The sequence below is a fragment of the Cupriavidus sp. Met-2 genome (assembly GCF_049843575.1).
Taxonomy (GTDB): Bacteria; Pseudomonadota; Gammaproteobacteria; order Burkholderiales; family Burkholderiaceae; genus Cupriavidus; species Cupriavidus metallidurans.
Genome location: NZ_JBBHZL010000013.1, coordinates 105,390 through 131,267, shown reverse-complemented (window position 1 = coordinate 131,267; position 25,878 = coordinate 105,390). Strand labels below are relative to the sequence as shown.

24 protein-coding genes are annotated in these 25,878 nt (G+C 63.2%); 18 read left to right on the top strand and 6 right to left on the bottom strand.

Translation table 11 applies throughout. The features are described 5' to 3' along the window. Positions 1–5: 5 nt before the first annotated feature. The 3 genes from WD006_RS24205 to yihA form a co-directional block, all read right to left on the bottom strand. Entirely contained in the window at positions 6–1,187 is a 1,182-nt protein-coding gene (locus WD006_RS24205) for a magnesium transporter CorA family protein (RefSeq protein WP_029308630.1), read from the bottom strand. A gap of 7 nt (positions 1,188–1,194) precedes the next feature. Next, complete coding sequence (gene hemB, locus WD006_RS24200) at positions 1,195–2,187, bottom strand: porphobilinogen synthase (RefSeq protein WP_008642991.1); 993 nt, start codon at positions 2,185–2,187, stop codon at positions 1,195–1,197. A gap of 270 nt (positions 2,188–2,457) precedes the next feature. After that, positions 2,458–3,141 carry a ribosome biogenesis GTP-binding protein YihA/YsxC gene (yihA, locus tag WD006_RS24195; RefSeq protein WP_008642992.1) on the bottom strand — a complete coding sequence of 228 codons (684 nt, stop codon included), beginning with the start codon at positions 3,139–3,141 and terminating at the stop codon, positions 2,458–2,460. Between the two features lie 331 nt (positions 3,142–3,472). On the opposite strand from yihA, the gene WD006_RS24190 reads away from it, so the two are divergent. From WD006_RS24190 to msrQ, 8 genes are all read left to right on the top strand, one after another. Beyond that, on the top strand, positions 3,473–4,132 hold the full coding sequence (locus WD006_RS24190) for a c-type cytochrome (protein ID WP_011517758.1): 660 nt from the start codon (positions 3,473–3,475) through the stop codon (positions 4,130–4,132). A 169-nt stretch (positions 4,133–4,301) separates the two neighbouring features. Beyond that, on the top strand, positions 4,302–6,554 hold the full coding sequence (locus WD006_RS24185) for a cytochrome c biogenesis protein ResB (RefSeq protein WP_029308629.1): 2,253 nt from the start codon (positions 4,302–4,304) through the stop codon (positions 6,552–6,554). 102 nt (positions 6,555–6,656) lie between these two features. Next, a complete protein-coding gene (gene ccsB / locus WD006_RS24180) occupies positions 6,657–7,880 on the top strand; it encodes a c-type cytochrome biogenesis protein CcsB (protein ID WP_011517756.1) in 1,224 nt (407 codons plus the stop codon). Positions 7,881–8,173: 293 nt separating this feature from the next. Continuing rightward, positions 8,174–8,599, top strand: a complete 426-nt coding sequence (locus WD006_RS24175; RefSeq protein WP_011517755.1) for a COG4315 family predicted lipoprotein — start codon at positions 8,174–8,176, stop codon at positions 8,597–8,599. Between the two features lie 29 nt (positions 8,600–8,628). Beyond that, complete coding sequence (locus WD006_RS24170) at positions 8,629–9,162, top strand: RNA polymerase sigma factor (protein ID WP_011517754.1); 534 nt, start codon at positions 8,629–8,631, stop codon at positions 9,160–9,162. Next, on the top strand, positions 9,162–9,995 hold the full coding sequence (locus WD006_RS24165; RefSeq protein WP_029308628.1) for an anti-sigma factor family protein: 834 nt from the start codon (positions 9,162–9,164) through the stop codon (positions 9,993–9,995). Before WD006_RS24170 ends, WD006_RS24165 begins: the two co-directional genes overlap by 1 nt. A gap of 70 nt (positions 9,996–10,065) precedes the next feature. After that, the gene (gene msrP / locus WD006_RS24160) at positions 10,066–11,076 is read left to right on the top strand and encodes a protein-methionine-sulfoxide reductase catalytic subunit MsrP (protein WP_011517752.1); all 1,011 of its coding nucleotides are present in this window, start codon (positions 10,066–10,068) and stop codon (positions 11,074–11,076) included. After that, positions 11,076–11,750, top strand: a complete 675-nt coding sequence (msrQ, locus tag WD006_RS24155) for a protein-methionine-sulfoxide reductase heme-binding subunit MsrQ (protein WP_011517751.1) — start codon at positions 11,076–11,078, stop codon at positions 11,748–11,750. The genes msrP and msrQ overlap by 1 nt, the downstream gene beginning before the upstream one ends. 93 nt (positions 11,751–11,843) lie before the next feature. Here the strand turns inward: msrQ and lysA are convergent, their stop codons facing one another. Continuing rightward, entirely contained in the window at positions 11,844–13,103 is a 1,260-nt protein-coding gene (lysA, locus tag WD006_RS24150; RefSeq protein ID WP_011517750.1) for a diaminopimelate decarboxylase, read from the bottom strand. A gap of 13 nt (positions 13,104–13,116) precedes the next feature. Next, positions 13,117–13,374, bottom strand: a complete 258-nt coding sequence (gene lptM / locus WD006_RS24145) for an LPS translocon maturation chaperone LptM (RefSeq protein WP_011517749.1) — start codon at positions 13,372–13,374, stop codon at positions 13,117–13,119. 132 nt (positions 13,375–13,506) lie between these two features. Here lptM and cyaY point away from each other — a divergent pair, with 132 nt between their 5' ends. Further along, on the top strand, positions 13,507–13,842 hold the full coding sequence (gene cyaY, locus WD006_RS24140; protein WP_011517748.1) for an iron donor protein CyaY: 336 nt from the start codon (positions 13,507–13,509) through the stop codon (positions 13,840–13,842). 72 nt (positions 13,843–13,914) lie between these two features. On the opposite strand, the gene WD006_RS24135 is transcribed toward cyaY, so the two are convergent. Then, positions 13,915–16,293: a penicillin-binding protein 1A gene (locus WD006_RS24135; protein WP_011517747.1), complete on the bottom strand. Its 2,379-nt coding sequence runs from the start codon at positions 16,291–16,293 to the stop codon at positions 13,915–13,917. 469 nt (positions 16,294–16,762) lie between these two features. Here WD006_RS24135 and pilM point away from each other — a divergent pair, with 469 nt between their 5' ends. The 9 genes from pilM to WD006_RS24090 all read left to right on the top strand — a co-directional run bounded on the left by pilM (position 16,763) and on the right by WD006_RS24090 (position 25,788). Then, on the top strand, positions 16,763–17,833 hold the full coding sequence (gene pilM / locus WD006_RS24130; protein ID WP_029308627.1) for a type IV pilus assembly protein PilM: 1,071 nt from the start codon (positions 16,763–16,765) through the stop codon (positions 17,831–17,833). A 17-nt stretch (positions 17,834–17,850) separates the two neighbouring features. Continuing rightward, entirely contained in the window at positions 17,851–18,495 is a 645-nt protein-coding gene (locus WD006_RS24125; RefSeq protein ID WP_011517743.1) for a PilN domain-containing protein, read from the top strand. Between the two features lie 2 nt (positions 18,496–18,497). Further along, complete coding sequence (locus WD006_RS24120; protein ID WP_011517742.1) at positions 18,498–19,169, top strand: type 4a pilus biogenesis protein PilO; 672 nt, start codon at positions 18,498–18,500, stop codon at positions 19,167–19,169. 23 nt (positions 19,170–19,192) lie between these two features. Beyond that, on the top strand, positions 19,193–19,705 hold the full coding sequence (locus WD006_RS24115; RefSeq protein WP_008643012.1) for a pilus assembly protein PilP: 513 nt from the start codon (positions 19,193–19,195) through the stop codon (positions 19,703–19,705). Beyond that, positions 19,702–21,834 carry a type IV pilus secretin PilQ gene (gene pilQ, locus WD006_RS24110; protein ID WP_011517740.1) on the top strand — a complete coding sequence of 711 codons (2,133 nt, stop codon included), beginning with the start codon at positions 19,702–19,704 and terminating at the stop codon, positions 21,832–21,834. The genes WD006_RS24115 and pilQ overlap by 4 nt, the downstream gene beginning before the upstream one ends. A gap of 219 nt (positions 21,835–22,053) precedes the next feature. Continuing rightward, a complete protein-coding gene (locus tag WD006_RS24105; RefSeq protein ID WP_035821309.1) occupies positions 22,054–22,653 on the top strand; it encodes a shikimate kinase in 600 nt (199 codons plus the stop codon). After that, entirely contained in the window at positions 22,650–23,756 is a 1,107-nt protein-coding gene (gene aroB, locus WD006_RS24100) for a 3-dehydroquinate synthase (RefSeq protein ID WP_011517738.1), read from the top strand. The genes WD006_RS24105 and aroB overlap by 4 nt, the downstream gene beginning before the upstream one ends. A 53-nt stretch (positions 23,757–23,809) precedes the next feature. Continuing rightward, positions 23,810–24,958, top strand: a complete 1,149-nt coding sequence (locus WD006_RS24095) for a deoxyguanosinetriphosphate triphosphohydrolase (RefSeq protein WP_011517737.1) — start codon at positions 23,810–23,812, stop codon at positions 24,956–24,958. A gap of 86 nt (positions 24,959–25,044) precedes the next feature. Further along, complete coding sequence (locus WD006_RS24090) at positions 25,045–25,788, top strand: transposase (RefSeq protein ID WP_011517736.1); 744 nt, start codon at positions 25,045–25,047, stop codon at positions 25,786–25,788. Positions 25,789–25,878 lie beyond the last annotated feature (90 nt).

The following is a 25,878-nucleotide window of genomic DNA, read 5'->3' as shown; positions in this document are numbered from 1 at the left end:
GCGTCCTAGCGATCCAGCCAGCGGCCCAAGCCCCAGACGCCACCGATCACGGCGACCACGGCTCCCATCAGCCCGATCGACCACCAGAAGCCTTCAGGCTCTTGCAGCCACGGCATTCGCGCGAAGTTCATGCCGAAGATGCCCGTGATGAGCGTCAGCGGCATGAAGACCGCCGTGATGACGGTCAGCGCGCGCATGGTCCGGTTGGTTCGGTGGGCCACTGCGGAAAAGTGGATCTGCACCGCGGATTCGATCGAATCCTCGAGTCGCCGGGCGTGCGCCAGCACGCGCAGGATGTGCTCCATCAGGTCGTTGATGCGTACGAGCAGGACTTCGTCGCGGCTCGCTTCTTGCATACCTTCGGCATCTTCGGCGCTATAGCGGTTGTCGAGCAGACTGTCGCGAAACTCCTGCAGCGCATCCCGCTGCTCTTCACTGAGATGCTCCAGCCGCCTGAGCTGGATGCGCGCATCCAGCAGACCTTCCCAGCTTGAGAAACTATGGCGACTGCTCAGCAGCGCCCGCTGCCAGCGATCGAGCTGCCGGGTCAGCGGGGCACGCAGATCCAAGTAGCGGTCGACCATCGCGTTCAGCAGTCGCAGCATGAGGTCTTCGGGCCGGGTTGGCGGCCTGACGCCATGCACCAGCGCCGCCGTGCCGCCGGCGCGCGCGGACGCGGGGCGAGGCGCGCCACAGCTCTCGAGTAGCCTTTGGCGTACCTGTTCGATAGTGCGTGACGGCGAGGGCCGCACGGTTACCAGTACGTTGTCGAAGACGAAGAATGCAACTGGCTGTGTATCAATGCGGGCGAGCGCTGGCAGGAAGCCCGGCGCGTACTTGCGCGATGCCTTGCGCTGCGCGACGGATTGTGTGGCTTCGGCCTCGGCGAACTGCCGGCTGGTTTCGAAGGTGAGCTTGCGAAAGATCACCATGTCGTACGCGTGGGTCGTATCGAAGAACGACGGATGCGCAGGATTGGTGGCGTCGGCCAGATGCAGGTCGAGGATGGGAGCACCCGTCAGCGCCATCAGGCTGTCTCGCCAGACGCTGGGCGCTGGCGTGACTTCCTCGGTGCCAAAGTCCGCCCAGACAAACCGCGCGGCCGCATTTCCGGAGAGGAAGTCGCGTGCCGCGTCGAGTGTGTCCAGCGGATGTACCTGGTTGGCCGAGAAGCCTAGCAGCTGCATCCGCCGCTCAGGCCTGCAGCAGGCGCGCGGCGTCGCGCGCGAAGTAGGTCAGGATGCCATCCGCGCCGGCACGGCGGAATGCCAGCAGCGATTCCATCATGACCTTGTCGTGGTCGAGCCAGCCATTCTGCGCGGCGGCCTTGAGCATCGCGTACTCGCCGCTGACCTGATACACGTACGTCGGAAAGCGAAATTCGTCCTTCACGCGGCGCACGATGTCGAGGTACGGCATACCCGGCTTCACCATGACCATGTCGGCGCCTTCCATGATGTCCTGTGCGACTTCGCGCAGGGCCTCGTCTGTATTGGCCGGGTCCATCTGGTAGGTCATCTTGTTGCCCTTGCCCAGATTGCTGGCCGAGCCCACCGCATCGCGGAACGGGCCGTAGAACGCGGACGCATACTTGGCCGAGTAGGCCATGATGCGCGTGTGGATGTGGCCCGCTTCTTCCAGCGCGTTGCGCACGGCGCCGATACGGCCGTCCATCATGTCTGACGGCGCGACGATGTCGACACCTGCTTCCGCCTGGACAAGTGCCTGCTTGACGAGGATCTCGACGGTGATGTCGTTGATCACGTAGCCGTTCTCGTCGAGCACGCCATCCTGGCCATGGCTCGTGTACGGATCGAGCGCGACGTCGGTCAGCACGCCAAGCTCGGGAAAGCGATCCTTCAGCGCTCGCACGGCGCGAGGCACCAGGCCTTCGGGGTTCGTGGCCTCGATGCCGTCAGGTGTTTTCAGCGACGGATCGATCACCGGGAACAGCGCGATGACCGGAATGCCGAGCTTCACGCAGTCTTCCGCGACCGGCATCAGCAGGTCCACGGACACACGCTCCACGCCGGGCATCGACGCCACGGTCTGTCGCTGGTTCTGGCCTTCCAGGATAAAGACCGGATAGATCAGGTTGTCAGGCGACAGGCGATTCTCGCGCATCATGCGGCGCGAGAAGTCGTCGCGACGCATGCGGCGGGGACGGAACTCGGGGAACGTGGACATGGCTGAATCTTGGGAGAGTCGTGGACGAATGCGCGGCGCACGTCACCGCGAAAAGCCCGCGGCAGACAACAGCAGAAGTACGCCGAAAGAAAAAAGAACTTTTGTGCGTGCCCGCTATCATACTCGCGGACACCCTGTGTTGCTCCGCGCAGCGCGGATGTCCCCCGCTACTCCTCCCTGAGCGGGTACCCGCCCTGAACCGGCGGGAAAGTTCGTCCCCGTTGTTCGCAACGGGGCTTTTTTTTGCCGGTTCGAAGTCGATGCGTGGCCTCAGCCCTGCGGCGTGTCGGGCGTATCCGTCTTCGCAACGGCAGGCTGCGCTTCAGGCAACGCCAGCCAACCCGCCACTACCCGCTGCGCTTCTTCGATGCCGCGACGCTTCAGGCTGGAGAACAACTGGGCGGTGAGCGCCGGCGGGTTTTCCATCTGCGCCGCGTAATCGGCGAGCACCTTGCGCGTTTCGCGCAGCGCCTTGGCATTATCGCTGGTGGTCAGCTTGTCCGCCTTGGTCAACAACACGTGGATCGGCTTGCCGGTCGGCAGAAACCACTCGACCATCTGGCAATCGAGGTCCGTGAACGGGCGGCGCGCATCCATCATCAGGATCAGGCCGGACAACTGCGTCCGGGCCTGCACGTAGTCGGAAAGCAGGCCTTGCCAGTGAAACTTGGCGCTGCCAGACACTTCCGCATAGCCGTAGCCGGGCAGGTCGACCAGGAAGCCGACAGGATCGGGCGCCTTGACCGGCGCCACGGTGAAGAAGTTGATATGCTGCGTGCGCCCGGGCGTGCGTGACGAGAACGCCAGCCGCTTCTGGTTGCACAGGATGTTGATGGCCGTGGACTTGCCGGCGTTGGAGCGGCCGGCGAACGCCACCTCTGGGACGGCCGTGGCAGGCAGGTCGCGGAGGTGGTTGACGGTCGTAAAGAAGCGGGCCTGATGTAGGAGGGACATGCGCTGGAGTGTTGAGGCAGGTGACGAGTCGGCGGGGTGGTATACGACCCCTGGAAGGGACGTCGCCATAGAGACTGATCTAAGTCAATCCGGAAAGCGATTTATTGTACAATAACCCGGTTTACGGTCTCCTGAGCAGGTGACGTGTGGCATCCTTGCGCGATGTCATCGGCGATGCCTTAAATCGCCCGGGAAGCAATGTCCGGGGCAGGTTGGCGGGTGTTGCGTATACCGGTCTCACCCCTTGCTCGAAAAGGCGCTTCCTCACCGCCTGGCAAGGGAAGATCGGCATGCATTACGGTGTTCATAACAAATCTGACAAGGTATACGAATGAACCGCATTGCGAAACTTCTGGGTGTCATGGCGCTGGCCGTTCCGATGGCCGCCATGAGTGGGCTGGCATCTGCCGCAGAGCAGGCCGCCGCCAAGGCAGATCCCGCCAAGGGCGAGACGCTGTATTCGCAAGGCGCACCCGATCGCAATGTGCCGGCATGTCTTTCCTGCCACGGCGCAGCCGGCAACAGTGCCGCGGCCACCAATCCTAAGCTGGCTGGCCAGCAAGCGGAGTACGTGCACAAGCAACTGGCAGACTTCAAGGCCAAGAGCCGTAACAACGCCATCATGACGCCCTATGCGTCGGCGCTGAACGACCAGGAAATGAAGGACATCGGCGCCTATCTCGCCAAGCAGCAGGTCAAGCCTGCCACCGCGAAGAACAAGGACACGATCGAGGTTGGCCAGAAGATCTACCGCGGTGGTATCGCGGCCAAGGGCGTGCCGGCCTGCGCTGGCTGCCACGGCCCGACCGGTGCTGGCATCCCGGCGCAATATCCGCGAATCGGCGGCCAGTATTCCGAGTACACCGAAGCGCAACTGGTGGCGTTCCGCCAGGGCACCCGTACCAACAATTCGGTCATGAGCACGATCGCCGCCCAGATGTCGGATACCGAGATCAAGGCGGTCGCGGACTACGTCGCCGGCGTCCGTTAAGTCGTATCCGGCCGGCATGGCAGGGTATCCCCTTGGGGGGTGAACCAGCCGTGCCAGCAGCAATCGAAGAGGGTGGCCTGCTTGCCAAAGCACGTCCACCCTCTTTTGTTTTCCGGCGCCCAACCGGCGTCACATCAAGCACCAAACCGGATTTCGGGTATTACCGCACATGTCGACCCCTTCCACTTCAGGCCTGCACCTGAAGACTCATCACCGCGTGCTGCGCGACGGCGTCGAGTTGCTGTCCTCGATGCGCTTCGCCATCACGCTGCTGACGGTGATTGCCATCGCCAGCATCATCGGCACGGTGCTCAAGCAGAATGAGCCGTACCCGAACTATGTCAATCAGTTCGGGCCGTTCTGGGCGGACCTGTTCCACGCGCTGTCCCTGCAGAAGGTGTACAGCTCCTGGTGGTTCCTGCTGATCTTGGGCTTTCTCGTTGTCTCGACATCGCTCTGTATCGCGCGCAATGGGCCGAAGATGATCGTCGATATGCGCTCGTGGAAGGATCACGTGCGCGAGCGCAGCCTCCGCGCGTTCCATCATCGGGGTGAGTACGATGCATCGCGCGTCCGCACCGATGCCGCCGGCCGGGCGTATGCGCTGCTGCGCAACCGGGGTTATCGCATCAAGCCCGTCGAGCACGAGGGCGCCACCTTGCTGGCTGCCAAGGCCGGTTCGGCGAACAAGCTCGGCTACATCCTCGCGCACACGGCCATTGTCGTGATCTGCCTGGGCGGTTTGCTTGATGGCGACATGCTGATCCGGGCGCAAATGTGGTTTGGCGGCAAGAGCCCGATCGACGGCAATGCCATCATCAGCGAGATTCCGGCCAAGCACAGGCTCTCGCCGAGCAACCCGGGCTTCCGTGGCAATGCGTTCGTGCCCGAAGGCGCGACCGTGTCGACCGCGATCCTCAACATCGCCGACGGCGCGCTGGTGCAGGACCTGCCGTTCACGATCATGCTCAAGAAGTTCACCGTGGACTTCTATTCAACCGGGATGCCCAAGTTGTTCGCCTCCGATGTGGTGGTGACCGACCGGGCCACCGGCAAGAAGACCGAGGCGACGATCAAGGTCAATGAGCCATTGGTCATCGACGGCGTGGCCATCTATCAGTCGAGCTTCGAAGACGGCGGCTCGCGGCTGAAGTTCGTCGGGTATCCCATGACGGGCAGTACCCATGCGACGTTCCCGTTTGCCGGCACGATCGGTGGCAACGCGCCTCTCGCGGGCACGGGCACCGGTGCCGACAAGGATGGATTGACCGTCGAGTTCAGCGATTTCCGGCTGATGAACGTCGAGACCGTCACGGATGCGTCGGGCAAGGCCGACGCGCGTGGTGTGGCGCGCAAGTCCTCGCTGGGCACGCTGGAGCAGCACCTCGGCGCCGCCGCTAATCCGAACAAGGAAAAGGACCTGCGCAATGTCGGTCCGTCGGTGCAGTACAAGCTGCGCGACGCCAATGGTCAGGCGCGCGAGTTCAACAACTACATGCTGCCGGTGCAATTGGATGGGCAGACTGTGTTCCTGGCCGGTATGCGTGAATCGCCGAATGAGCCATTCCGCTACCTGAGAATTCCGGCAGATGACCAGAGTAGTGTGGCGGACTGGATGCGCCTGCGCGCGGCGCTGCAGGACAAGGGGATGCGCGGCGAAGCTGCCCGCCGTTTCGCCGAGATATCGATGCCGGGCGCCGACAAGGCGGACCTGCGCAAGCAACTGGCCGAAAGCGCCATGCGTGCGTTGGACCTGTTTGCCGGGGCCACTCGTACGTCGCCCGACGCGCCCCCGGGCGGTTTCACGGCGATCGCTGCCTTCCTGGAAAAATCGGTCCCGCAGGCTGATCAGCAAAAGGCCGCGGACGTGCTCCTGAAGATTCTAAACGGCTCGATGTGGGAGCTCTGGCAACTGGCGCGCGAGCAGGACAAGCTGCCGGCCATCCCGAATGACACGAAAAGCGGTGTCTTCCTCCAGCAGGCAATCAATGCGCTTTCGGACAGTTTCTTCTACGCCGCGCCGGTGTTTCTGCAGCTCGAAGACTTCCAGCAGGTCCAGGCCAGCGTGTTCCAGATGACTCGTGCGCCGGGCAAGAACATCGTGTATCTTGGGTGTTTGCTGCTTGTCCTGGGCGTGTTCGCAATGTTCTACATTCGCGAACGGCGCGTCTGGATCTGGATCAAGGACAAGGGCGCAGATGCTGCCGGACACTCCAGCGGTAGTCACGTCCTGATGGCGATGTCCACACAACGTCGCACGATGGATTTCGAGAAGGAATTCGTGGCGTTGCGCGCCGATATCGGCCGCGCCGTTGGCGCCGAGGTGACGGAAGCGGCTGCTGGTCATGATGCCGCGATGACGCAAGGGGCACCGCAATCGGGGCCATCAGCGTCAGATGATAAGCACGCGTCATCGCTATAGTACAAAGTACAAGAGCATGAACCGGCGTCAGCCTGTGCGGAGACCCGCGGGCGGGGGCGCAGCAGATAAAACAGGCGCGTAGCGCCAAAGAGCAGGAATGCCATGTCCTCGAATGTGAATCACGTCAATCCTGGCCTGACGCCGCGGCGTGCCGCGGCAACCGACGATGTGTCCCGTGACGCTGCCGGCCAGGACACCGCCTATCTCGAACCTTCGTTTCTGAGCCGCCTGGGCTGGACCGACTGGGTCTTCGCGCTGCTGCTCGTGGTCGGCGCCGGGTTTGCGCTCTCGCGCTACGGCCAGTGGATGAACGTCTATGACAAGGGCGTGCTGATTGCCGCAGTGCCGACGTTCGCGCTGCTGGGCTGGCACTGGAAGCCCGTCCGTCTGCTGATGATCGGCATCGCGGCGTTTTCGCTGTTCGCGATCCAACTCTATCAGGGCGACCTCGCGCGCGCAGAGCAGGCTTTCTTCCTGAAGTACTTCCTGTCGAGCCAGTCGGCCATCCTCTGGATGAGTGCGCTGGTGTTCCTCTCGACCCTGTTCTACTGGGTTGGACTGATTTCGCGGTCGGAAACCGGCTACAGCATTGGCAGCAAGCTCTGCTGGGCTGCGGTCGTGCTGGGCTTCACGGGTCTGATGGTGCGGTGGTACGAGTCGTACCTGATCGGCGCGGACATCGGCCATATTCCAATCTCGAACCTCTATGAGGTTTTCGTTCTCTTTTCGCTGATCACGTCCCTGTTTTATCTGTACTACCAGCGCCGCTACGCGACCCGCGCGCTTGGGCCGTTCGTGATGCTCGTGGTGTCCGCGGCAGTCGGTTTCTTGCTGTGGTACACGGTCAGCCGCAATGCCCAGGAGATCCAGCCGTTGGTGCCCGCCCTGCAGAGCTGGTGGATGAAGATCCACGTGCCGGCGAACTTCATCGGATACGGCACGTTCGCGCTGGCGGCAATGGTGTCGGTGGCCTACCTGCTCAAGCAACGTGGCATTCTGGCCGAGCGTCTGCCTTCGCTCGAGCTGCTCGACGACGTCATGTACAAGGCGATCGCGGTCGGGTTCGCCTTCTTCACGATCGCAACGATCCTCGGCGCACTGTGGGCTGCCGAGGCTTGGGGTGGCTACTGGAGCTGGGATCCGAAAGAGACCTGGGCGCTGATCGTCTGGCTCAACTATGCAGCTTGGCTGCACATGCGCCTGATGAAGGGGCTGCGCGGTACGGTTGCTGCATGGTGGGCGCTGGTTGGCCTGTTGGTGACGACCTTCGCCTTCCTCGGTGTGAACATGTTCCTATCGGGGCTGCACAGCTACGGCGAACTCTGATCCGCCAGACCATCTATCCAGATGACGAAGCCTGCCGATTCCGGCAGGCTTTTTTGTCTTCTGAGCGGACCCTGAACATCGGACAGGTGCGAACCGTCGCATGATGTTTTGCAGAGAATGCACTTCGATTTACGAAATATGCATCTTTAGGCATTTTTTACTATCTAAGAAGCCACTTTCCGCCGCTGAACGCCACATTTTTTTGAGGTGGGAGGAATAAATACATCACATCGGGTGTTTACTGAAAGAGAACGGCGCCGGCTGTCGGCACCGCCCTGAAGAAGGAGACCCTCATGATGGCTTCTCGTCACACTGCTGTATCGAAGCTCCGCCCGATCGCACTCGCGCTGGGTGCTGCCACTGTCCTGCTGGCCGGTTGTTCCAGCTTGGGGATGGGTGGTGGCAACATGCCGCCTACCGTGAAAGTCACCAACGGCGCGCTGACCGATCCGCAGGGCTTGACGCTGTACACGTTCGATCGTGACCCGGTGAACGGTGGCAAGAGCGTCTGCAACGGCATGTGCTCGACCAACTGGCCGCCGCTGCTGGCAGAGCCAGGCAAGAGCGCATCGGGTGACTACTCGATCATCACGCGCGATGACGGTACCCGGCAGTGGGCGTACAAGGGCAAGCCGCTTTATCGCTTTGCCAAGGACGCCAAGGCGGGCGACAAGTCAGGCGACAACTTCAACGCCGTCTGGCACGTCGCGATGCCGTGAAGCCCTGATCGTCGCTAGGCAATCCCGGCATGGAACCGTTTGAACGTCAGTTGGTGGTACTGGCGCCGCGTTTGCGGCGCCATGCCCGTGGTCTGACCGGCGATGCCATGCTGGCCGACGATCTCGTGCAGGACACGCTTGAGCGTGCCCTGCGTTATCGCTGGAGATTTCGCCTTCGCCCCGGCGCGTTATGGGGCGATGGCGCGGATGGGCTGCTGCCGTGGTTACTGACACTGATGCATCGGCTGCGCCTGAATCATCTGCGCAAGAGTGATGTCGTGACCGCAATGGATACGCTGCCGGAGGTGGTTGCCCATACCGCCGACCTCGGCCTGCGTCGCGATCTGTTACAGGCACTCGGCCAGTTACCGGAGCCACAGCGCGCGGTGCTGCTGCTCGTCAGCCTGGAGCAGTTCTCGTACGCCGAGGCCGCCAGGGTGCTCGACGTGCCGATCGGCACCGTGATGTCGCGCCTGGCGCGCGCTCGCGAACATATGCGTCGCCTGCTGGATGGCGGCGCCGATGGTGCTGCGGCAACAACTTCGTTGCAGCGGGTGAAATGATGGTGACCCCGACTCCAGTCGGCGAAGCCGACCTCCATGCATACGCGGACGGCCAGTTAAGCGGCCCGCGCCGGGCCGAAGTCGAAGCCTTCCTGGCAGCCGATCCGGAGGCCGCGCGCAAGGTCGAGGCCTGGCGTCGCCAAACGGCGGGGCTGCACGCATCATTGAACGCCGTCCTCAAGGAGGCGGTACCGCTGGACGCGCTTCCACGCGGATTGCGCGCCGGCAGCGGGCGCACAAAGGCTCACCGCCCGCTCTGGCCCGTGGCGCTAGCGCTGGCCGCCAGCGTCGCGACATTCATCATCGGTGGCACGAGCGGCTGGATGGCGCGTGGCCGTTTTGACGCCAACCTGGGTGGCGTGCCTCCACTCGAACGATTTGCGCGCGATGCATTGGCCAGCCATGTGGTTTATGCGCCCGAGGTTCGCCATGTGGTCGAGGTTCCCGCCAGCGATGAGGCGCATATGGTCGCCTGGCTGTCCAAGCGGCTCGGTGCGCCGCTGCAGGTCCCTGATCTCCGCGCACAAGGCTTTCGCCTGATCGGCGGGCGGCTCGGTGTGGCTGAGGGCGGTCCGATGGCTATCCTGATGTATGAGAATGACGCCGGGACACGCCTGTCGCTGCAACTGCGGCGGATGGCGCAAGGGACACCGGATACCGCATTCCGGCTCGAACGGCTGGCGCCTGCCCAGGGTGCTCAATCCACCGGGCCCGCTGCCATGGCGTTTTACTGGGTCGATCACAATCTCGGCTTCGCACTGGCGGGGCCGATCGATCGTGAGCGGCTGCTGGCACTGGCGACTGCCGTCTATCAGCAATACCAACGGGGATAATCGCACTGCCGCACCTTTCAGCAGTCTTCCCTGTCAAACTCCCCAGGCTCCATCAGGCTTCGTACGAACCATGCTGATTCCCTCTCCGAAATGGCTGCGCGGCGATGACATCGCTGCCACCGAGATTACCCCGCAGCACGTATTCACGGCGCGACGGCGCCTGCTGGCCATGGCGGCAGCGGGTACGGCCGGGGGCCTGGCAACGCCTTGGTTTGCGCGGGAGGCGTTCGCGCAGGGCTCGCCAGGCAAGCTCCCCAAGCTGACGGCCACGCTGAACAATGCCTACGCGGTGACGGAAAAACGCACGTCGTATGAGGACGTCACGACCTACAACAACTTTTACGAGTTCGGCACCGATAAGTCCGACCCGGCGCGATACGCCGCAACGCTGCGGCCGCGTCCGTGGCAAGTCGCGGTGGAGGGGCTGGTCAAGCAGCCCAAGGTTTACGACCTCGACGAACTCCTGAAGCTTGCGCCGCTTGAGGAGCGGGTGTATCGGCTCCGCTGTGTCGAAGGTTGGTCGATGGTGATCCCGTGGATTGGCTATCCGCTTGCGGAGCTAATCCGGCGTGTCGAGCCGCAGCCGGGCGCGAAGTTCGTCCAGTTCATCACGCTGGCCGACAAGAAGCAGATGCCCGGTATCAGCAGCGGGGTGCTGGAATGGCCCTACAGCGAGGGCTTGCGCATGGACGAGGCGATGCATCCGTTGGCACTTCTCACATTCGGACTCTACGGCGAGGTGTTGCCGAACCAGAACGGCGCGCCGGTGCGCATGGTGGTGCCCTGGAAGTATGGCTTCAAGAGCGCCAAGTCGATTGTGAAGATCCGCTTTGTCGACAAGCAGCCGCCGACGAGCTGGAACATCGCCGCGGCGAACGAGTACGGCTTCTACTCGAACGTGAACCCTGACGTGGACCATCCGCGCTGGAGCCAGGCCACGGAACGGCGTATCGGCGAAGACAAGGGGGGAGGCGGCTTCTCGGCCCTGTTCGCGCCGAAGCGCAAGACCTTGATGTTCAACGGCTACGGTGCGCAGGTGGCGTCGCTCTATCAGGGTATGGACCTGAGGAAGAATTTCTGATGGCCGAGCGCGATCTGCCGGCGTCGGCCGCGCAGGCTTCGCCGCGCCACGGTGGAGTGGCGTTGCTCGCGCCATCACGCGTGCGCGCGGTGAAGGTCTGTGCCTGGCTTCTGGCGCTCCTGCCGTTCGCGCGATTGATGTACCTCGGTGCCACGTCGCAGTTCGGAGCGAATCCACTCGAGTTCGTCACACGATCGACGGGCACTTGGACGCTAGTCATGCTGTGCGTCACGCTCGCGGTAACGCCGCTGCGCCGGATCACCGGCTGGCACTGGCTGATCCGGTCGCGCCGCATGTTTGGCCTGTTCACGTTTTTTTACGGCGTGCAGCACTTCATGCTGTGGCTCGCGGTGGATCGCGGCTTCGACGTAGCCTACATGATCAAGGACATTGGCAAGCGGCCATTTATCACGGTGGGGTTTGCGGCATTCGTGCTGATGGTCCCGTTGGCCGCCACATCGGCCAATGCGATGGTGCGCTGGCTTGGCGGCAGGCGCTGGCAATTGCTGCACCGGGCAATCTACGCGATTGCGGTACTGGCGATCCTGCACTACTGGTGGCACAAGGCCGGCAAGAACGATTTCCAGGAGGTCTCGATCTATGCCGTAGTGGTGTTCGTGCTGCTGGCGCTACGCGTGTGGTGGTGGCAGCAAAGGCGGCGGGCAGTGCCATAAAGAAGAAAAGGGCGACGTAGAACGTCGCCCTTTTTGCTTTGGCCGAGAGCCTGTCAGGCATCAGGCCTAAAGCCTCAAGCCTTTGGCCTCAGGTCAGACCTTCAGCAGTCGCTCGTTGCGGAACAGGTCCGCCGGCAACTCGCGCTCGCGCACCAGATGCACGGTATCGCCGTCGACCATCACCTCGGCCGCGCGGCCGCGCGTGTTGTAGTTCGAGCTCATCACGAAACCATAGGCGCCGGCCGACATCACCGCCAGCAGGTCGCCGGCCTGAACGGCCAGCGTGCGGTCGCGGCCGAGCCAGTCGCCGGACTCGCAGACCGGACCCACTACGTCGTACATCACCCCCGCGTCGTTGCGAGGGGCGACCGGTTCGATGCGGTGGAATGCCTCATACATCGCGGGACGCGCCAGATCGTTCATTGCCGCGTCGACGATGCAGAAGTTCTTGGCCGCGCCGGGCTTCAGGAATTCCACACGGGTCAACAACACGCCGGCGTTGCCGACCAGCGAACGGCCCGGTTCGAACAGGACCTCGCGGTGCCCGTGGCCGCGCGCGGCCACACGGTCGATCAGCGTGGTGGCGAACTTCGTGATGTCCGGCGGGGTTTCATCGTTGTAGGTGATGCCCAGGCCACCGCCCACATCGATATGTTCCAGCTTGATGCCTTCGGCCTCGAGCGCCTCGACCACGTCGAGCACCTTGTCGAGCGCCTCCAGATAAGGCGCCACCTCGGTGATCTGCGAGCCAATATGGCAGTCGATGCCGGTGACCTCAATATTCGGCAGCGCTGCGGCGGCACGATAGGTCGGCAGCACGTCCTCGAAGGCGACGCCGAACTTGTTGGCCTTGAGGCCCGTCGAGATGTACGGATGCGTCTTGGCATCCACATCCGGGTTGATGCGCAGCGATACGCGCGCGCGCTTGCCAAGACGGCCGGCGACAGCGTTCAGGCGGTCCAGTTCGGGAATCGACTCGACGTTGAAGCCGCGCACGTCGTGGCTCAGCGCCAACTCCATGTCGGCGACGTTCTTCGCGACACCAGAGAACACCACCTTGCGCGGGTCGCCGCCAGCCGCGATCACGCGCAGCAGCTCACCACCGGAAACGATGTCGAATCCCGCGCCGAGTTGCGCGAAGACCTGCAGTACGGCCAGGTTCGAATTGGCCTTCACCGCATATTGCACGTGGGCGTTGCGGCCCTTGCACGCGGCCGCGTAGGCGTTGTACGCGGCCGTCAGCGCGGCCCGCGAGTAGACAAAGGTCGGCGAGCCGAACTGGTCGGCAATGCGGGTCAGCGGGACTTGCTCGACGGCGAGAATGCCATCGCGGCGCGAAAAGAAATCGGTCATATTCAAACGGCACTCAACGTGCTGAGGGGGCGGAACTGTCACGAGCCGGTTCCACGGGCACGGGCGAGGCGGTCGACGGCTCCGACATGGGGCGCGCGGGCTCGACGGCTCCGGGCGCATCAGGTTTGCCCAGTCCGGGATCGGCCACGGTTGGCGCCGTCGGAGCGGGCGGCACGGTCGGCATGTACAGCGGGCCGCGAATGCCACATCCGGCCAGGGGCATCGCGAGTGTGGCGGCAAACGCCGATACAATCGCAGCACGACGCAGCATCGGGAAGTCCTTCATTGTCTGGATGGGTTCTCGGATGGCTGCGGGAAGCGCAAGGTTTCCCGACTTTTCCATCAATTGATGCCGGCCCGAGTGCCCATTCCGAACGGGGCGCCGGCGGCCTTGGAGTGTAGCATGCCCCCCCTCAGTGAAAGCGAGTTCCTGGCGCTGGCCAGCAAGGCACTGGACCAGCTGGAAGCGGCGATCGAAGCCGCCGCCGATGCGGCAGACGCCGACGTGGAAATCAATCGGACCGGCAACGTGATGGAACTCGAGTTCGAGGACGGCTCCAAGATCATCGTCAACAGCCAGGCGCCCATGCAGGAACTGTGGGTGGCAGCCAAGGCCGGTGGCTTCCATTTCCGTAACGATGGCAGCAAATGGGTCGATACGCGGGGCGGTGGCGAACTGTATGCCGCGCTGTCCGGGTACATGAGCCAGCAGGCAGGGGTCACCTTGACGCTGAAGTAAGCGTTCTGGCACGCCACGCCGAAACGAAAAAACCGGCCGCGAGGGCCGGTTTTTCGTTGGAGGCGGTGCCGGTCAGGCTCCGCCGAACATTTCCAGGATCTTCTTCTTTTCCGCCTCGGTGTCCTGTGGCGGGCGCGAGCTTTCGTCCGGCTTGCCAGGCCATGGGTCGCCCAGGCCCACAGATGCCACGCCTGCGCCGCCGGCGTTTTCCTCGAGCGTCCAGTCTCCCGCTACCATGACCACACCTTCAGGCGGCTGGCGATCCGGGCTTTCCGGCACACCCTTGAGCGCCTTGCTCATGTAGCCGACCCAGATCGGCAGTGCCAGTCCGCCACCGGTTTCGCGCACACCGAGGCTCTTGGGCTGGTCGTAGCCCATCCAGGCAATCGCCACCAGCTTCGGCGTGTAGCCGGCGAACCACGCATCGACCGCATCGTTGGTGGTACCGGTCTTGCCGGCCATGTCGTTACGGCCCAGGCGCTGCTTGGCCGGGTTCGCCGTGCCGCTACGCACGACCTCGCGCAGCATGCTGTCGGCGATGAACGCGGTGCGTGCGTCGAGCACCCGCACGGCATCGCCGCCAGCCTTCTGAGGATGAGTCTCCGAGACGATCTTGCCGCGCGAATCCTCGACCCGCTGGATCAGGAACGGGTTAATGCGATAGCCGCCATTGGCGAACACCGAGTAGGCGCCCGCCATCTGCAGCGGTGTCACGCTACCCGCGCCAAGCGCCATCGGCAGGTAGGCCGGATGCTTGTCGGCCTCGAAGCCGAAGCGCGTGATGTAGTCCTGGGCGTACTGCGTGCCGATCGCGCGCAGGATACGCACCGACACCAGGTTCTTCGACTTGGCCAGTGCGCGGCGCATCGTCATCGGACCTTCGAACTTGCCGTCGTAGTTCTTGGGTTCCCAGACCTGGCCACCCGTATCCGGTCCGATCGTCAGCGGTGCGTCATTGATCACCGTGGCCGGCGAGAAGCCCTTTTCGAGCGCAGCCGTGTAGATGAACGGCTTGAAACTCGATCCGGGCTGACGCCAGGCTTGCGTCACATGGTTGAACTTGTTCCGGTTGTAGTCGAAGCCACCCACCATCGAGCGGATCGCACCGTCCTCGGGGTTGATCGAGATGAACGCGGCGGCGACTTCCGGCAATTGTGTCACCGTCCACGAGTTGTCCTTCGGGTCCTGCGTCACGCGGATGATCGCGCCCGGGCGGATCTTCACTTTGGGCTGCGCGCTGGCCGCCAGCGACGGCGCGATGAAGCGCAGCGCCGTGCCTTCGATCGTTGCCACCTCGCCCGAGAGCAGAGTCGCGCGAACCTGTTTCGGCGTGACGCTCGTGACCACGGCGGAGCGCAGGTCGTCGCTGCCCGGATGCTCGACCAGCGCATCGTCGATGGCCTGTTCACGTTCGGTCGGATCGGACGGCAGGTCGATGAACGCTTCGGGGCCGCGATAGCCGTGCTTGCGCTCGTAGTTCATGATGCCGCTGCGCACGGACTCGTAGGCGGCATCCTGATCGGGCTTGGTCAGCGTGGTGTAGACCGTCAGGCCGCGGGTATAGGTTTCCTCGCGGTACTGCGCGTACATCAGCTGGCGCACGATTTCCGCCACGTACTCGGCGTGGGTCGAGAATTCGTTGCCTTCACTACGCACGTTCAGTGGTTCGCGCACGGCTTGGTCGTACTGTTCCGGCGTGATGTAGTGCAGGTCGCGCATGCGCTGCAGGATGTACTCCTGGCGCACCTTCGCGCGGCGTGGGTTGACCACCGGGTTGTAGGCCGACGGCGCCTTGGGCAGGCCGGCCAGCATGGCGGCCTCGGCCGGCGTCACGTCCTTGATCGACTTGCCGAAGTACACGCGCGCCGCGCTGGCGAAGCCGTAGGCGCGCTGCCCCAGATAGATCTGGTTCATGTAGAGCTCGAGGATCTGATCCTTGCTCAGATTCGCCTCGATCTTGTACGCGAGCAGCATTTCATAAATCTTGCGCGTGTAGGTCTTCTCGCTCGAAAGGAAGAAGTTGCGCGCCACCTGCATCGTGATCGTCGAGGCACCTTGCGACAGACCCCCGCGCAGGTTGGCCAGGCCGGCGCGCATCACGCCGACGAAGTCCACGCCGCCGTGCTCGTAGAACCGGTCGTCCTCGATCGCGAGCACGGCCTTCTTCATGACATCGGGGATTTCGGTGATCGGCACGAAGTTGCGACGTTCCTCGCCGAACTCGCCGATCAGCACGTTGTCGGCCGTATAGATCCGAAGGGGGATCTTGGGGCGGTAGTCGGTGATCGTGTCCAGCGACGGCAGGTTCGGCGCCGCCACAACCAACGCATAGCCAACCAGCAGCGCTACCGCTGCCATGCCGGCGATAAGCAGTCCGATCACCCAGATCATGATCCGTGCCCACAATGGGCGGCGGACGGGAAGGGACGGCTTCTGTTGTGCTGTGGCCATAAGGGTTTACCTAATCAGAGTGCCCGGATTATATCGCCGCCCCTCCGGCGGCCCGGCGTTCCTGTGGCGCGAAAGGCGCTATCGCGCTGTTACAAGATGTAATGGCCTGGGAGCTTGCGTGTCCTGCCTTGCAGGCGATTGCCATGGAACGCGCGCGGCGGGCCGGAAACGGGAGCGGTGGTGTCGAGTGTGTCGCCAGGAATACGGGCAAGGATCGCAGAATTGGCGCGGGGCAACGCTATGCAACGAAGTTGTTGTTGAGCGTCGGATTTTGGCAACGCTTTGGCAGGGTCGATCTGAAAAAGAAAGCGTGGTTAAACCGGCACATTGCCAGCGCCCTTGGATTTTGTAAGAATCGTCGACCATAAAAGAGCAAAACGTTTCATCCAAAGAAACTGGCTCGCACCGTTAGAGCAGACATGCCGTGGGCGAGTTCAAATGTCAGGGGGTCACCTTGCGACGGGGCATCTTGTCGGGTCTTCTACGCCGGACTACGGTCGGCGTAGATATTGGGTCGTCTAGCGTCAAGGTCGTGGAGCTGTCCGTCGGGGCAGGCAGAAACGACTTCAGGCTGGAAAAATGCGCCAGCGAATTGCTGGATCGCAACGCCGTTGCCGATGGCAACGTGGTCAACATCGAGGCCGTGGGTATCGCGCTGAAGCGCGCGCTCGGCAAGGCTGGCATCCGCACGAAGGAAGTCGTGCTCGGCGTGCCGTCCATGCTGACGGAGTCCCAGACGGTCAGTCTTCCGGACAATCTCTCGGAAGACGAACTCTATTCCCAGGTCGAATCCGAGGCGCACCGCCTCTATCCGCCTTCGCAGGCGGTCAACTTCGACTTTGCGGTGATTGGTCCCAGCGAAACCGAAGGCGGCATCGGCGTGCGTGTCACGGCCGCCAATAGCGATCGCGTGCAGGAGCGCGTGACGGCCGCCGAGATGGCTGGCCTGAAGCCTCAGGTGATGGACGTCGAAGAGTACGCCGTTCAACGCTCGATCGTGCAGATGCTCGGCGTGCCAGAAGGTCTCTCGGAAGCCGATGCCAAGGACCTCCCGGTTGTGGCGGTCGTCCATCTTGGCGGTAGCCGCTCCAAGGCGATCTTCTACCAGGGCTGGAAGGAACTGTACGAGCAGCCACTGAACAGCTACGGCGATCAGCTCACCCAGAGCGCCGCGCGCATGTTCACGCTCGATGCGCTCAAGGCCGAAATCAAGAAGCGCAAGAACACGCTGCCGGAGTCGTGGCGCGCGCAACTGCTCAAGCCGTCGCTCGAGGCGCTGGCCATGGAAGTGCAGGGCGCCATCGGCAACTTCATCGCCAGTTCCAGCCTTGGCCGTGTGGACGAGATCCTGCTTTCGGGCGGACATGCGTCCCTGCTCGGCGTGCAGGCGGCTATCCAGCAACAGACACAGATCACGACGACGCTGGCCAATCCTTTCGCAAACATGATGACCGCAGGCAAGGTCAACGAGCGCTATCTCCAGCGTGACCTGCCTGCGTACATCGTCAGTGCGGGACTGGCGCTGCGCGGTTTGCAATAACCCACCGGGGGGCAAGCATGTCCACGACGACGAATTCCATTCCGTCGGTCAACCTGCTGCCGTATCACGAGGCGCGCAAGGCGGCCCGGCGGAAGAAGGTCTACACGATGCTGGGCGGAGCAGCGGGCGCGGGGGCGCTCGTGGTTCTGATCGGCGGCTTCTATATCGACTCGCAGATCGATGCCGTCGCGGCACGCAATCAGGTGCTGAAGACGGAAAACGCCAGCATGGATGCGACGATCAGCAGGGTCAACTCGCTGAAGAAGGACATCGAGGCACTGCTGGATCGCCAACGCGCGATCGAGAGCCTGCAGGCGCAGCGAAACCTGCCCGTGCAACTGCTCGAGGAACTTGTGCGTCAGGTGCCGGAAGGCGTCTACCTGTCCAGCCTCAAGCAGACCGGTGACAAGTTCGTGATGTCTGGCGTGGCGCAGTCCAACGAGCGGGTGTCCGAGCTGTTGCGCAACATCAGCCAGGTGACCTGGCTCGACCAGGCGGATCTGGTGGAGTCCAAGGCCATCAACATGACCAACAACCTGCGCGAACAGCGCCGGTTGTTCGAATTCTCGATGCGCTTTTCCTATCGCGCGCCGGAAGTCCCGGGCGACAAGAAAAAGGGCGCCTCCGACGCCGCGGGCACGCCCGCTGGTCGAAAGGTCTGATCATGGCGCTCAATACCGAAATCTCCCTGCAGGACCTGACCGCGCAGTTCCGTGGCCTGAACCTGAACGAGCCGGAGACCTGGCCGACGGCGCCGCGCGTGGCCTTCTCCGCGCTTGCCGCCGCCATCGTGCTGGCGCTCGGCTGGCAGTTCTACTGGAGCGACAAGAGCGACGAGTTGGACCGCAAGCGGGCCGAGCAGGAAACGCTGAAGCAGCAGTTCCAGACCAAGGTGGCGCAGGTTGCGAACCTCGACGCGCTGGTCGCGCAGAAGGCCGAGGTTGAAAAGCGCGTGGCGCTTGCCGAGCACCAACTGCCGAACAGCACCGAGATGGATGCGCTGCTGGCCGATGTAAACCACGCAGGCGTGGCGCGCGGACTGCAGTTCGAACTGTTCAAGCCTCAGCCAGCCACGATCAAGGCGTACTACGCCGAAATCCCGGTCAACCTGAAAGTGACGGGCCGCTACCACGATGTCGCGCTCTTTAACGCCGACGTGGCGGCACTCTCGCGGATTGTTTCGATGGGGAACCTGAACATGTCGGTGAGCAAGGACGGCACGCTATCAATGGAAGCCGTCGCCATGGCCTACCGTGCATTGGATCCCGACGAGCAGGCCGCGCAGCGCAAGGCAGCCGCGGACGCCGCGAAGAAGGCCAAGGGAGGTGCCAAGTGAGCCGCCTGACCCGACGCCCTCCCATGGCACTGCGCGCAGTGGCGGTTGCGGCATTGGCCGTTGTCGCCCTGGCCGGCTGCGGTGCAGGCGAGGATGAACACCTCCAGCAATGGATGGCGCAGACGCGCGCGGCAAAGGTGCCGCCGCCCGAACCCTTGCCCGAGGTCAAGCCCTACGAGCCGCGCCAGTATGCAGGCACCAAATCTCCCGAGCCCTTCGCGCAGACGAAGATCGGTGAGTTGAACAAGGCGATGTCGGAGTCGCCGGAGGCCGGACGGCGGCACGAGCCCCTTGAAGACTATCCGTTGGAGAACTTCAAGATGCTCGGGATGCTGAAGAAGAACGGCGAGACCTACGGTGTCGTACGCGTAGATAACAAGATCCATCACGTAAAGGTGGGTCAGTATCTCGGCCAGAACTATGGCCGGGTGGTCCGCATCACCGATCAGGAGATCGTGCTGCGCGAATTGGTCCGGGAAGGGGTCTCAGAGTGGAAAGAGAAAATGACCAGCCTGAAGCTGGAGGCATCGGCATGATCACGGCACGATGGGTCAAGGCGCTCGCGGGCGCGGCAACGATGGTGCTGGTGCTCGCCTCTTCGGCGGCGCTGGCGCAGAACAACCAGGTCAAGCAGATGGAAGCCAACGTGCTTGGCGAGCAGACCGTATTTACGGTCGATCTGCAGGGACCATTGGCGCAGAAACCAGCGGACTTCACCACGCAGAATCCGGCGAAGATCGCGATCGACTTCTTCGACACGGGCTTCGCGGCGGGGCGCGCCCAGTACGAGTACGGCGGCAAGGTGCTCAAGAGCGCCAACGTGATGCAGATTGGGGACCGCACACGCGTGGTGCTGAACCTGAGCCGGTCGACAACATATCGCACCGAGGTGCGTGGCAACCAGTTCGTGGTGATGCTGGACAACGTCCAGCAGGCCGCGACCGGCGCGGTGCCGACGTTCGCGCCGGCGACGACGGTGCCGACATCGGCGATGGCAGCGAATCGTCCGTCGATTCGGAACATCGATTTCCGTCGCGGGGGCGATGGCGCCGGGCGTGTGGTGGTGGATCTCTCGTCGCGTGATTCAGGCATCAACATCGCGCAGCAGGGCCAGAACCTCGTGGTCGACTTCATGGGCACGTCGGTGCCGGCGGATCTGCGCCGCCGCTTCGATGTGACCGATTTCGGCACGCCAATCCAGAGCATGCGCGCGAGCGATGCCAATGGCAGCGCGAAACTGACGATCGAGCCGCGTGGCAACTGGGAGTACAGCTCGTACCAGACGGACAACCAGTTCGTGGTGGAGGTGCGGCAGGTCAAGGATGACCCGAACAAGCTGATCGCGGGCCAAGGCTTCCGCGGCGAGCGGCTATCCCTGAACTTCCAGAACATCGACATCCGCTCGCTGCTGCAGGTGTTCGCCGACTTCACGAACCTGAACATCATCACGAGCGACACGGTCCAGGGCAACCTGACGCTGCGCCTGAAGGATGTGCCGTGGGACCAGGCGCTGCAGATTGTGATGGATTCGAAGGGCCTGGCCTCGCGCCGCAACGGCAATGTGCTGTGGGTGGCGCCCAAGGCGGAACTGGCGACCAAGGAGAAGCTTGAACTCGAGGCGATGCAGCAGATCAACGAACTCGAGCCGATCCGCAGCCAGGTGTTCCAGCTCAACTACCAGCGTGCCGACGACGTTCGCAAGATGCTGCTCGGCATGGTTACAGGCACTGCCGGGGCGGCAGGTGCGATGCCGGTGCCGGTTGGTGGCGCAGCAGGCATGATGGGCGCGACGCGGATGCTGTCCAAACGCGGTTCGCTGACGGCGGATCCCCGCACGAACCAGCTGTTCGTGTCCGATGTATCGAGCAAGCTGGAGGAAGTGCAGATCTTCCTGCAGAAGATCGATATCCCGGTTCGGCAGGTGATCATCGAGGCACGCATCGTTGAGGCTAGCGATACCTTCAGCCGGAACCTCGGTGTGAAGCTCGGCTTTGCGTTGCCGAAGTCCGGCAGCTCGCTGAGCAGCAACTACGGTAACTCGCTGCCGAATGCCACGAACGACGGTACCCCGGCACTGAGCCTGCCGGCGGCAGCCATCAACAGCGTGAACCCGGCTACGGCGGCATTCAGTATCTTCAACGCCGCCGCGGGCCGATTCCTGGATCTGGAACTGTCCGCACTGGAAGCCGACGGCAAGGGCAAGATCATCTCGAGCCCGCGCGTCGTGACGGCCAACAACATCAAGGCACTGATCGAGCAGGGTACCGAACTGCCGTACCAGTCGGCCACCTCAAGCGGCGCGACCTCGGTGCAGTTCCGCAAGGCCAACCTGAAGCTTGAAGTCACGCCGCAGATCACGCCGGAAGGCAATGTGCTGCTGGACGTCGACGTGAACAAGGACAGCGTCGGTATCCGAACGGACAACGGCTTCGCCATCGACACCAAGCACGTGCAGACGCAGGTGCTGGTGGAGAACGGCGGCACGGTCGTAATCGGCGGTATCTATAGCCAGGAAGAGTCCAATACCGTGAACAAGGTACCTTGGCTGGGCGACCTCCCGGTGCTTGGCAACTTCTTCAAGAACAACGCCAAGGTCAACAACCGGACCGAACTGCTGGTGTTCCTGACGCCGCGTGTCCTGAACGATAACGTGTCGCTCAAATAACGCCGGCCGGGTGCAGCAGGGGGCCCGGATGCAGTAGACTGGCAGGCCGCGTCGCAAAACGACGCGGCCTTTTTCTATTTGGCGGCAACGTTGGCGGCTCTGAGGGTCGGCCAGGACCAGCGCGGCGGGATGATGCACAATGGCGTATGCATCACGCCCCTTGCGGGTTCCCGGCCTGACGCGGGTGCCCGCCGCCTTATCGTGCAAGACCTCAGTCCAGTGACAGCCAATCGCCCGAATATCTTCTTTGTTGGCCTGATGGGCGCCGGCAAGACCACCGTCGGCCGCACCGTGGCCCGTCGTCTCAACTATCCGTTCTTCGATTCCGATCATGAACTTGAGGCGCGCTGCGGCGTACGAATTCCGATAATTTTCGAGCATGAGGGCGAAGCGGGGTTCCGCGATCGCGAGGCCCAGGTGATTGCCGAGCTGACCGGGCGCAGTGGCATCGTTCTGGCCACAGGCGGCGGCGCGGTGCTCCGCGAGGTCAACCGCGCGGCGTTGAAGGCCAATGGCACTGTGGTCTATCTGCGCGCCAGCCCGCACGATCTGTGGCTGCGCACGCGGCATGACCGTAACCGACCGCTCCTGCAGACGGAGGATCCGAAGGGTCGCCTCGAGGCACTCTATGCCGAGCGCGATCCGCTCTATCGCGAGGTGGCGGACTTCATTATCGAAACCGGCAAGCCGACCGTGGCGCAGCTTGCTAATATGGTTCTTATGCAACTTGAAATGGCCGGCTTTGTGTTTCCGCCCGCGGAAATCGTGCCCGAATCTGCCGAGGATGGTGGGCCGCCGGCGCAGGACACCCATTCATGATCACGCTTGAAGTCGATCTCGGGACGCGTAGTTACCCGATCCACATTGGCAGCGGCCTGCTGGACCGCGCCGACCTGCTGGCCCCGCATGTACGCGGCCAGCATGCCGTCATTGTCACCAACGAGACCGTGGGCCCGCTGTACGCGGCGCGCGTCGAAGCTGTGCTTGCCGGCCTTGGCAAGACCGTGCGCACCGTGGTGCTGCCGGACGGCGAGCGCTTCAAGCACTGGGAAACGCTGAACCTGATTTTCGATGCGCTGCTCCAGGCAGGGGCCGACCGCAAGACCACGCTGATCGCGCTGGGCGGCGGGGTGGTGGGAGACATGACCGGGTTTGCCGCCGCATGCTACATGCGTGGCGTGCCGTTCGTGCAGATGCCGACCACGTTGCTGGCGCAAGTCGATTCGTCGGTGGGCGGCAAGACCGGCATCAATCATCCGCTCGGCAAGAACATGATCGGCGCGTTCCACCAGCCCAACGCGGTGATCGCCGACATTGACACGCTGCGCACGTTGCCCCCGCGCGAACTGGCGGCGGGCATGGCCGAGGTCATCAAGCACGGGGCAATCGCCGACGCCGACTACTTCGCTTGGATCGAGGACCATATCGCCGGGCTGAACGCCTGCGACACCGGCCTGATGGCCGAAGCGGTGCGACGCTCCTGCGAGATCAAGGCGTCCGTGGTGGCCCAGGACGAACGCGAAGGCGGCTTGCGCGCGATTCTCAATTTCGGCCATACGTTTGGTCACGCGATCGAAGCTGGCATGGGCTATGGCGAATGGCTGCATGGCGAGGCCGTGGGCTGTGGCATGGTGATGGCCGCGGACCTCTCGCATCGGCTCGGTTTTATCGACGTCGAGACGCGCGCCCGCATTCGCACGCTGACGCAGGCGGCGATGCTGCCGGTGGTGGCGCCGGATCTGGGTATCGATCGCTATATCGAGTTGATGAAGGTGGACAAGAAGGCCGAAGCGGGCAGCATCAAGTTCATCCTGCTGCGCAAGCTGGGTTCTGCCTTCATCACCACCGTGCCGGACGCGGACCTGCGCGAGACGCTGCGTCACGCGATATTGAAACCTCCCACCGAGGCCCCGGTCGCCTGAGCGAACGGTTATGCCTCGCAGCCCTGACCCTGTAACGGATAACGGATTGCCGCATGACCGCCCTGTCGACCGACCTTGAAGCCCACCTTGCTCCGTACGCCGCCCACTCCGCGCAGACCCGCGGACGGGTGCACGCGGAGCCGGCCTCGTCCTCCCGCAGCGAGTTTCAGCGCGACCGCGACCGTGTGATCCACAGTACCGCGTTCCGGCGGCTCGAGTACAAGACCCAGGTTTTCGTGAATCACGAGGGCGATCTGTTTCGGACGCGGCTGACCCATAGCCTGGAAGTCGCGCAGATCGCGCGGTCGATCGCGCGCAACCTGCGCCTCAACGAGGATCTGGTCGAGGCGATCTCGCTGGCCCACGATCTCGGCCACACACCGTTCGGCCATGCCGGGCAGGACGCGCTGAATGGCTGTATGAAGAACCACGGCGGATTCGAGCACAACCTGCAAAGCCTGCTGGTGGTGGACGAACTGGAAGAGCGCTACGGCGGCTTCAATGGCCTGAACCTGACCTTCGAGACGCGCGAAGGGATTCTCAAGCACTGCTCGCGTGTCAACGCGGCGGGGCTCGGCGAGCTGGGACGCCGCTTCCTGCAGGGCACGCAGCCGTCGCTCGAGGCCCAACTGGCCAACCTGGCGGATGAGATCGCCTACAACAATCACGATATCGACGATGGCCTGCGATCGGGGTTGCTGACCCTGGAGCAGCTCGACGAGGTGCCCATGTGGGGTCGCCACCGTGCCGAAGTGGCCGAGGCGTTCCCGGAGATCAATGGGCGCCGGGCAATCAACGAGACCGTTCGGCGCATGATCAATACGCTGATCGTCGACCTGATCGAGACCACGAGCCGCAACATTGCCACCGCCAATCCGAAATCTATCGACGCGGTGCGCGCGGCTGGCCCGCTGGTGTCCTTCAGTCCCAAGGTGCACGAGGAAGCCGCAGCCCTCAAGCGCTTCCTGTTCCGGCACCTGTACCGCCACTATCTGGTGATGCGGATGTCGGCCAAGGCCCAGCGGATCATCTCGGACCTGTTCACGGCCTTTATGCAGGATTCCCGCCTGTTGCCGCCGCAATATCAGGCAGGCCACGGGGCGGACCAGCCTCGCCTGATCGCGCATTACATCGCGGGCATGACTGACCGGTACGCCATCCGCGAGCACCGGCGGGTTTTCGCCGTCAGCGAGAGCAACTAGGCAGGCAGCGGGTGGGCAATTAGCGCCCACCAATAAACGGGGACAGATCCGCGTATCATTGCGCCATCGTTTCAGCAGGATGTTCGATGGCTCGTCTTCCCCGCTTCTCTCCCGCCGGCCTGCCGGCCCTCGTGTTGCAACGCGGCAACAATCGTCAGCCCGTGTTTCTGGGCCCGGACGACTATCTGCATTACCTCGACTGCCTGCGCATGGCCGCGCGCGAGCATGACGTCGCGGTCCACGCCTACGTTCTGCGTCCGAACCATATCCACCTGGTTGCCACGCCCAAGGGTGCTGACTCGCTGAGCCTGACGATGCAAGCCGTCGGCCGTCGCTACGCGCGCCATTTCAACCGAGCGGCCAGCCGTACCGGCACCCTTTGGGAAGGGCGCTTCCGTTCGGCCGTGATCGAGCCAGGCGCCTGGCTGCTGCCGGCCATGCTCTACGTAGAGTCCAACGCCATGCGCGCGGGCGATACAGCAACACTAGAGGCGGATCGCTGGAGCAGCTATCGTCATCACATCGGCATCGAGGCGAGCCCGCTTGTGAGTGATCACTCTATTTACTGGGAGCTTGGCAATACGCCATTCGAGCGGCAGTCCAATTACCGTGCGCTGGCGCTGGAAGGGCTGTCTGGCAAAACGCTGGCGACGTTGCAGAAACATGCGCACAGTGGCTGGCCGTTAGGCGACGATGCTTTCCTGGCGCAGCTCGAGCGTCATGCCACGCGACGCATTCATCCGCTGCCGAAAGGACGCCCCCGGAAATCCACCGAGTCCGAGAGCGAACGCCCGGGCGATACAGAGGATTTCGACAGCGCACCAACATGATGCATTTGTGCCCCATAAATAATATGTCCCCAATTAAATTGTGCGCCGAGATGGTGAGAAATTTAATGTGCTCTGACCCCATTTAATTTT

Excerpts from the sequence above, each read along its gene's own strand:
- hemB (WP_008642991.1), bottom strand. The coding sequence starts at position 2,187 with ATGTCCACGTTCCCCGAGTTCCGTCCCCGCCGCATGCGTCGCGACGAC.
- WD006_RS24115 (WP_008643012.1), top strand. The coding sequence starts at position 19,193 with ATGGCACTGCGCGCAGTGGCGGTTGCGGCATTGGCCGTTGTCGCCCTG.
- cyaY (WP_011517748.1), top strand. The coding sequence starts at position 13,507 with ATGCCCCCCCTCAGTGAAAGCGAGTTCCTGGCGCTGGCCAGCAAGGCA.
- WD006_RS24095 (WP_011517737.1), top strand. The coding sequence starts at position 23,810 with ATGACCGCCCTGTCGACCGACCTTGAAGCCCACCTTGCTCCGTACGCC.
- lptM (WP_011517749.1), bottom strand. The coding sequence starts at position 13,374 with ATGCTGCGTCGTGCTGCGATTGTATCGGCGTTTGCCGCCACACTCGCG.
- WD006_RS24205 (WP_029308630.1), bottom strand. The coding sequence starts at position 1,187 with ATGCAGCTGCTAGGCTTCTCGGCCAACCAGGTACATCCGCTGGACACA.
- aroB (WP_011517738.1), top strand. The coding sequence starts at position 22,650 with ATGATCACGCTTGAAGTCGATCTCGGGACGCGTAGTTACCCGATCCAC.
- WD006_RS24170 (WP_011517754.1), top strand. The coding sequence starts at position 8,629 with ATGGAACCGTTTGAACGTCAGTTGGTGGTACTGGCGCCGCGTTTGCGG.
- WD006_RS24135 (WP_011517747.1), bottom strand. The coding sequence starts at position 16,293 with ATGGCCACAGCACAACAGAAGCCGTCCCTTCCCGTCCGCCGCCCATTG.
- WD006_RS24120 (WP_011517742.1), top strand. The coding sequence starts at position 18,498 with ATGGCGCTCAATACCGAAATCTCCCTGCAGGACCTGACCGCGCAGTTC.
- lysA (WP_011517750.1), bottom strand. The coding sequence starts at position 13,103 with ATGACCGATTTCTTTTCGCGCCGCGATGGCATTCTCGCCGTCGAGCAA.
- pilQ (WP_011517740.1), top strand. The coding sequence starts at position 19,702 with ATGATCACGGCACGATGGGTCAAGGCGCTCGCGGGCGCGGCAACGATG.
- WD006_RS24165 (WP_029308628.1), top strand. The coding sequence starts at position 9,162 with ATGGTGACCCCGACTCCAGTCGGCGAAGCCGACCTCCATGCATACGCG.
- msrP (WP_011517752.1), top strand. The coding sequence starts at position 10,066 with ATGCTGATTCCCTCTCCGAAATGGCTGCGCGGCGATGACATCGCTGCC.
- ccsB (WP_011517756.1), top strand. The coding sequence starts at position 6,657 with ATGTCCTCGAATGTGAATCACGTCAATCCTGGCCTGACGCCGCGGCGT.
- msrQ (WP_011517751.1), top strand. The coding sequence starts at position 11,076 with ATGGCCGAGCGCGATCTGCCGGCGTCGGCCGCGCAGGCTTCGCCGCGC.
- yihA (WP_008642992.1), bottom strand. The coding sequence starts at position 3,141 with ATGTCCCTCCTACATCAGGCCCGCTTCTTTACGACCGTCAACCACCTC.
- WD006_RS24190 (WP_011517758.1), top strand. The coding sequence starts at position 3,473 with ATGAACCGCATTGCGAAACTTCTGGGTGTCATGGCGCTGGCCGTTCCG.
- WD006_RS24125 (WP_011517743.1), top strand. The coding sequence starts at position 17,851 with ATGTCCACGACGACGAATTCCATTCCGTCGGTCAACCTGCTGCCGTAT.
- WD006_RS24175 (WP_011517755.1), top strand. The coding sequence starts at position 8,174 with ATGATGGCTTCTCGTCACACTGCTGTATCGAAGCTCCGCCCGATCGCA.
- WD006_RS24185 (WP_029308629.1), top strand. The coding sequence starts at position 4,302 with ATGTCGACCCCTTCCACTTCAGGCCTGCACCTGAAGACTCATCACCGC.
- WD006_RS24090 (WP_011517736.1), top strand. The coding sequence starts at position 25,045 with ATGGCTCGTCTTCCCCGCTTCTCTCCCGCCGGCCTGCCGGCCCTCGTG.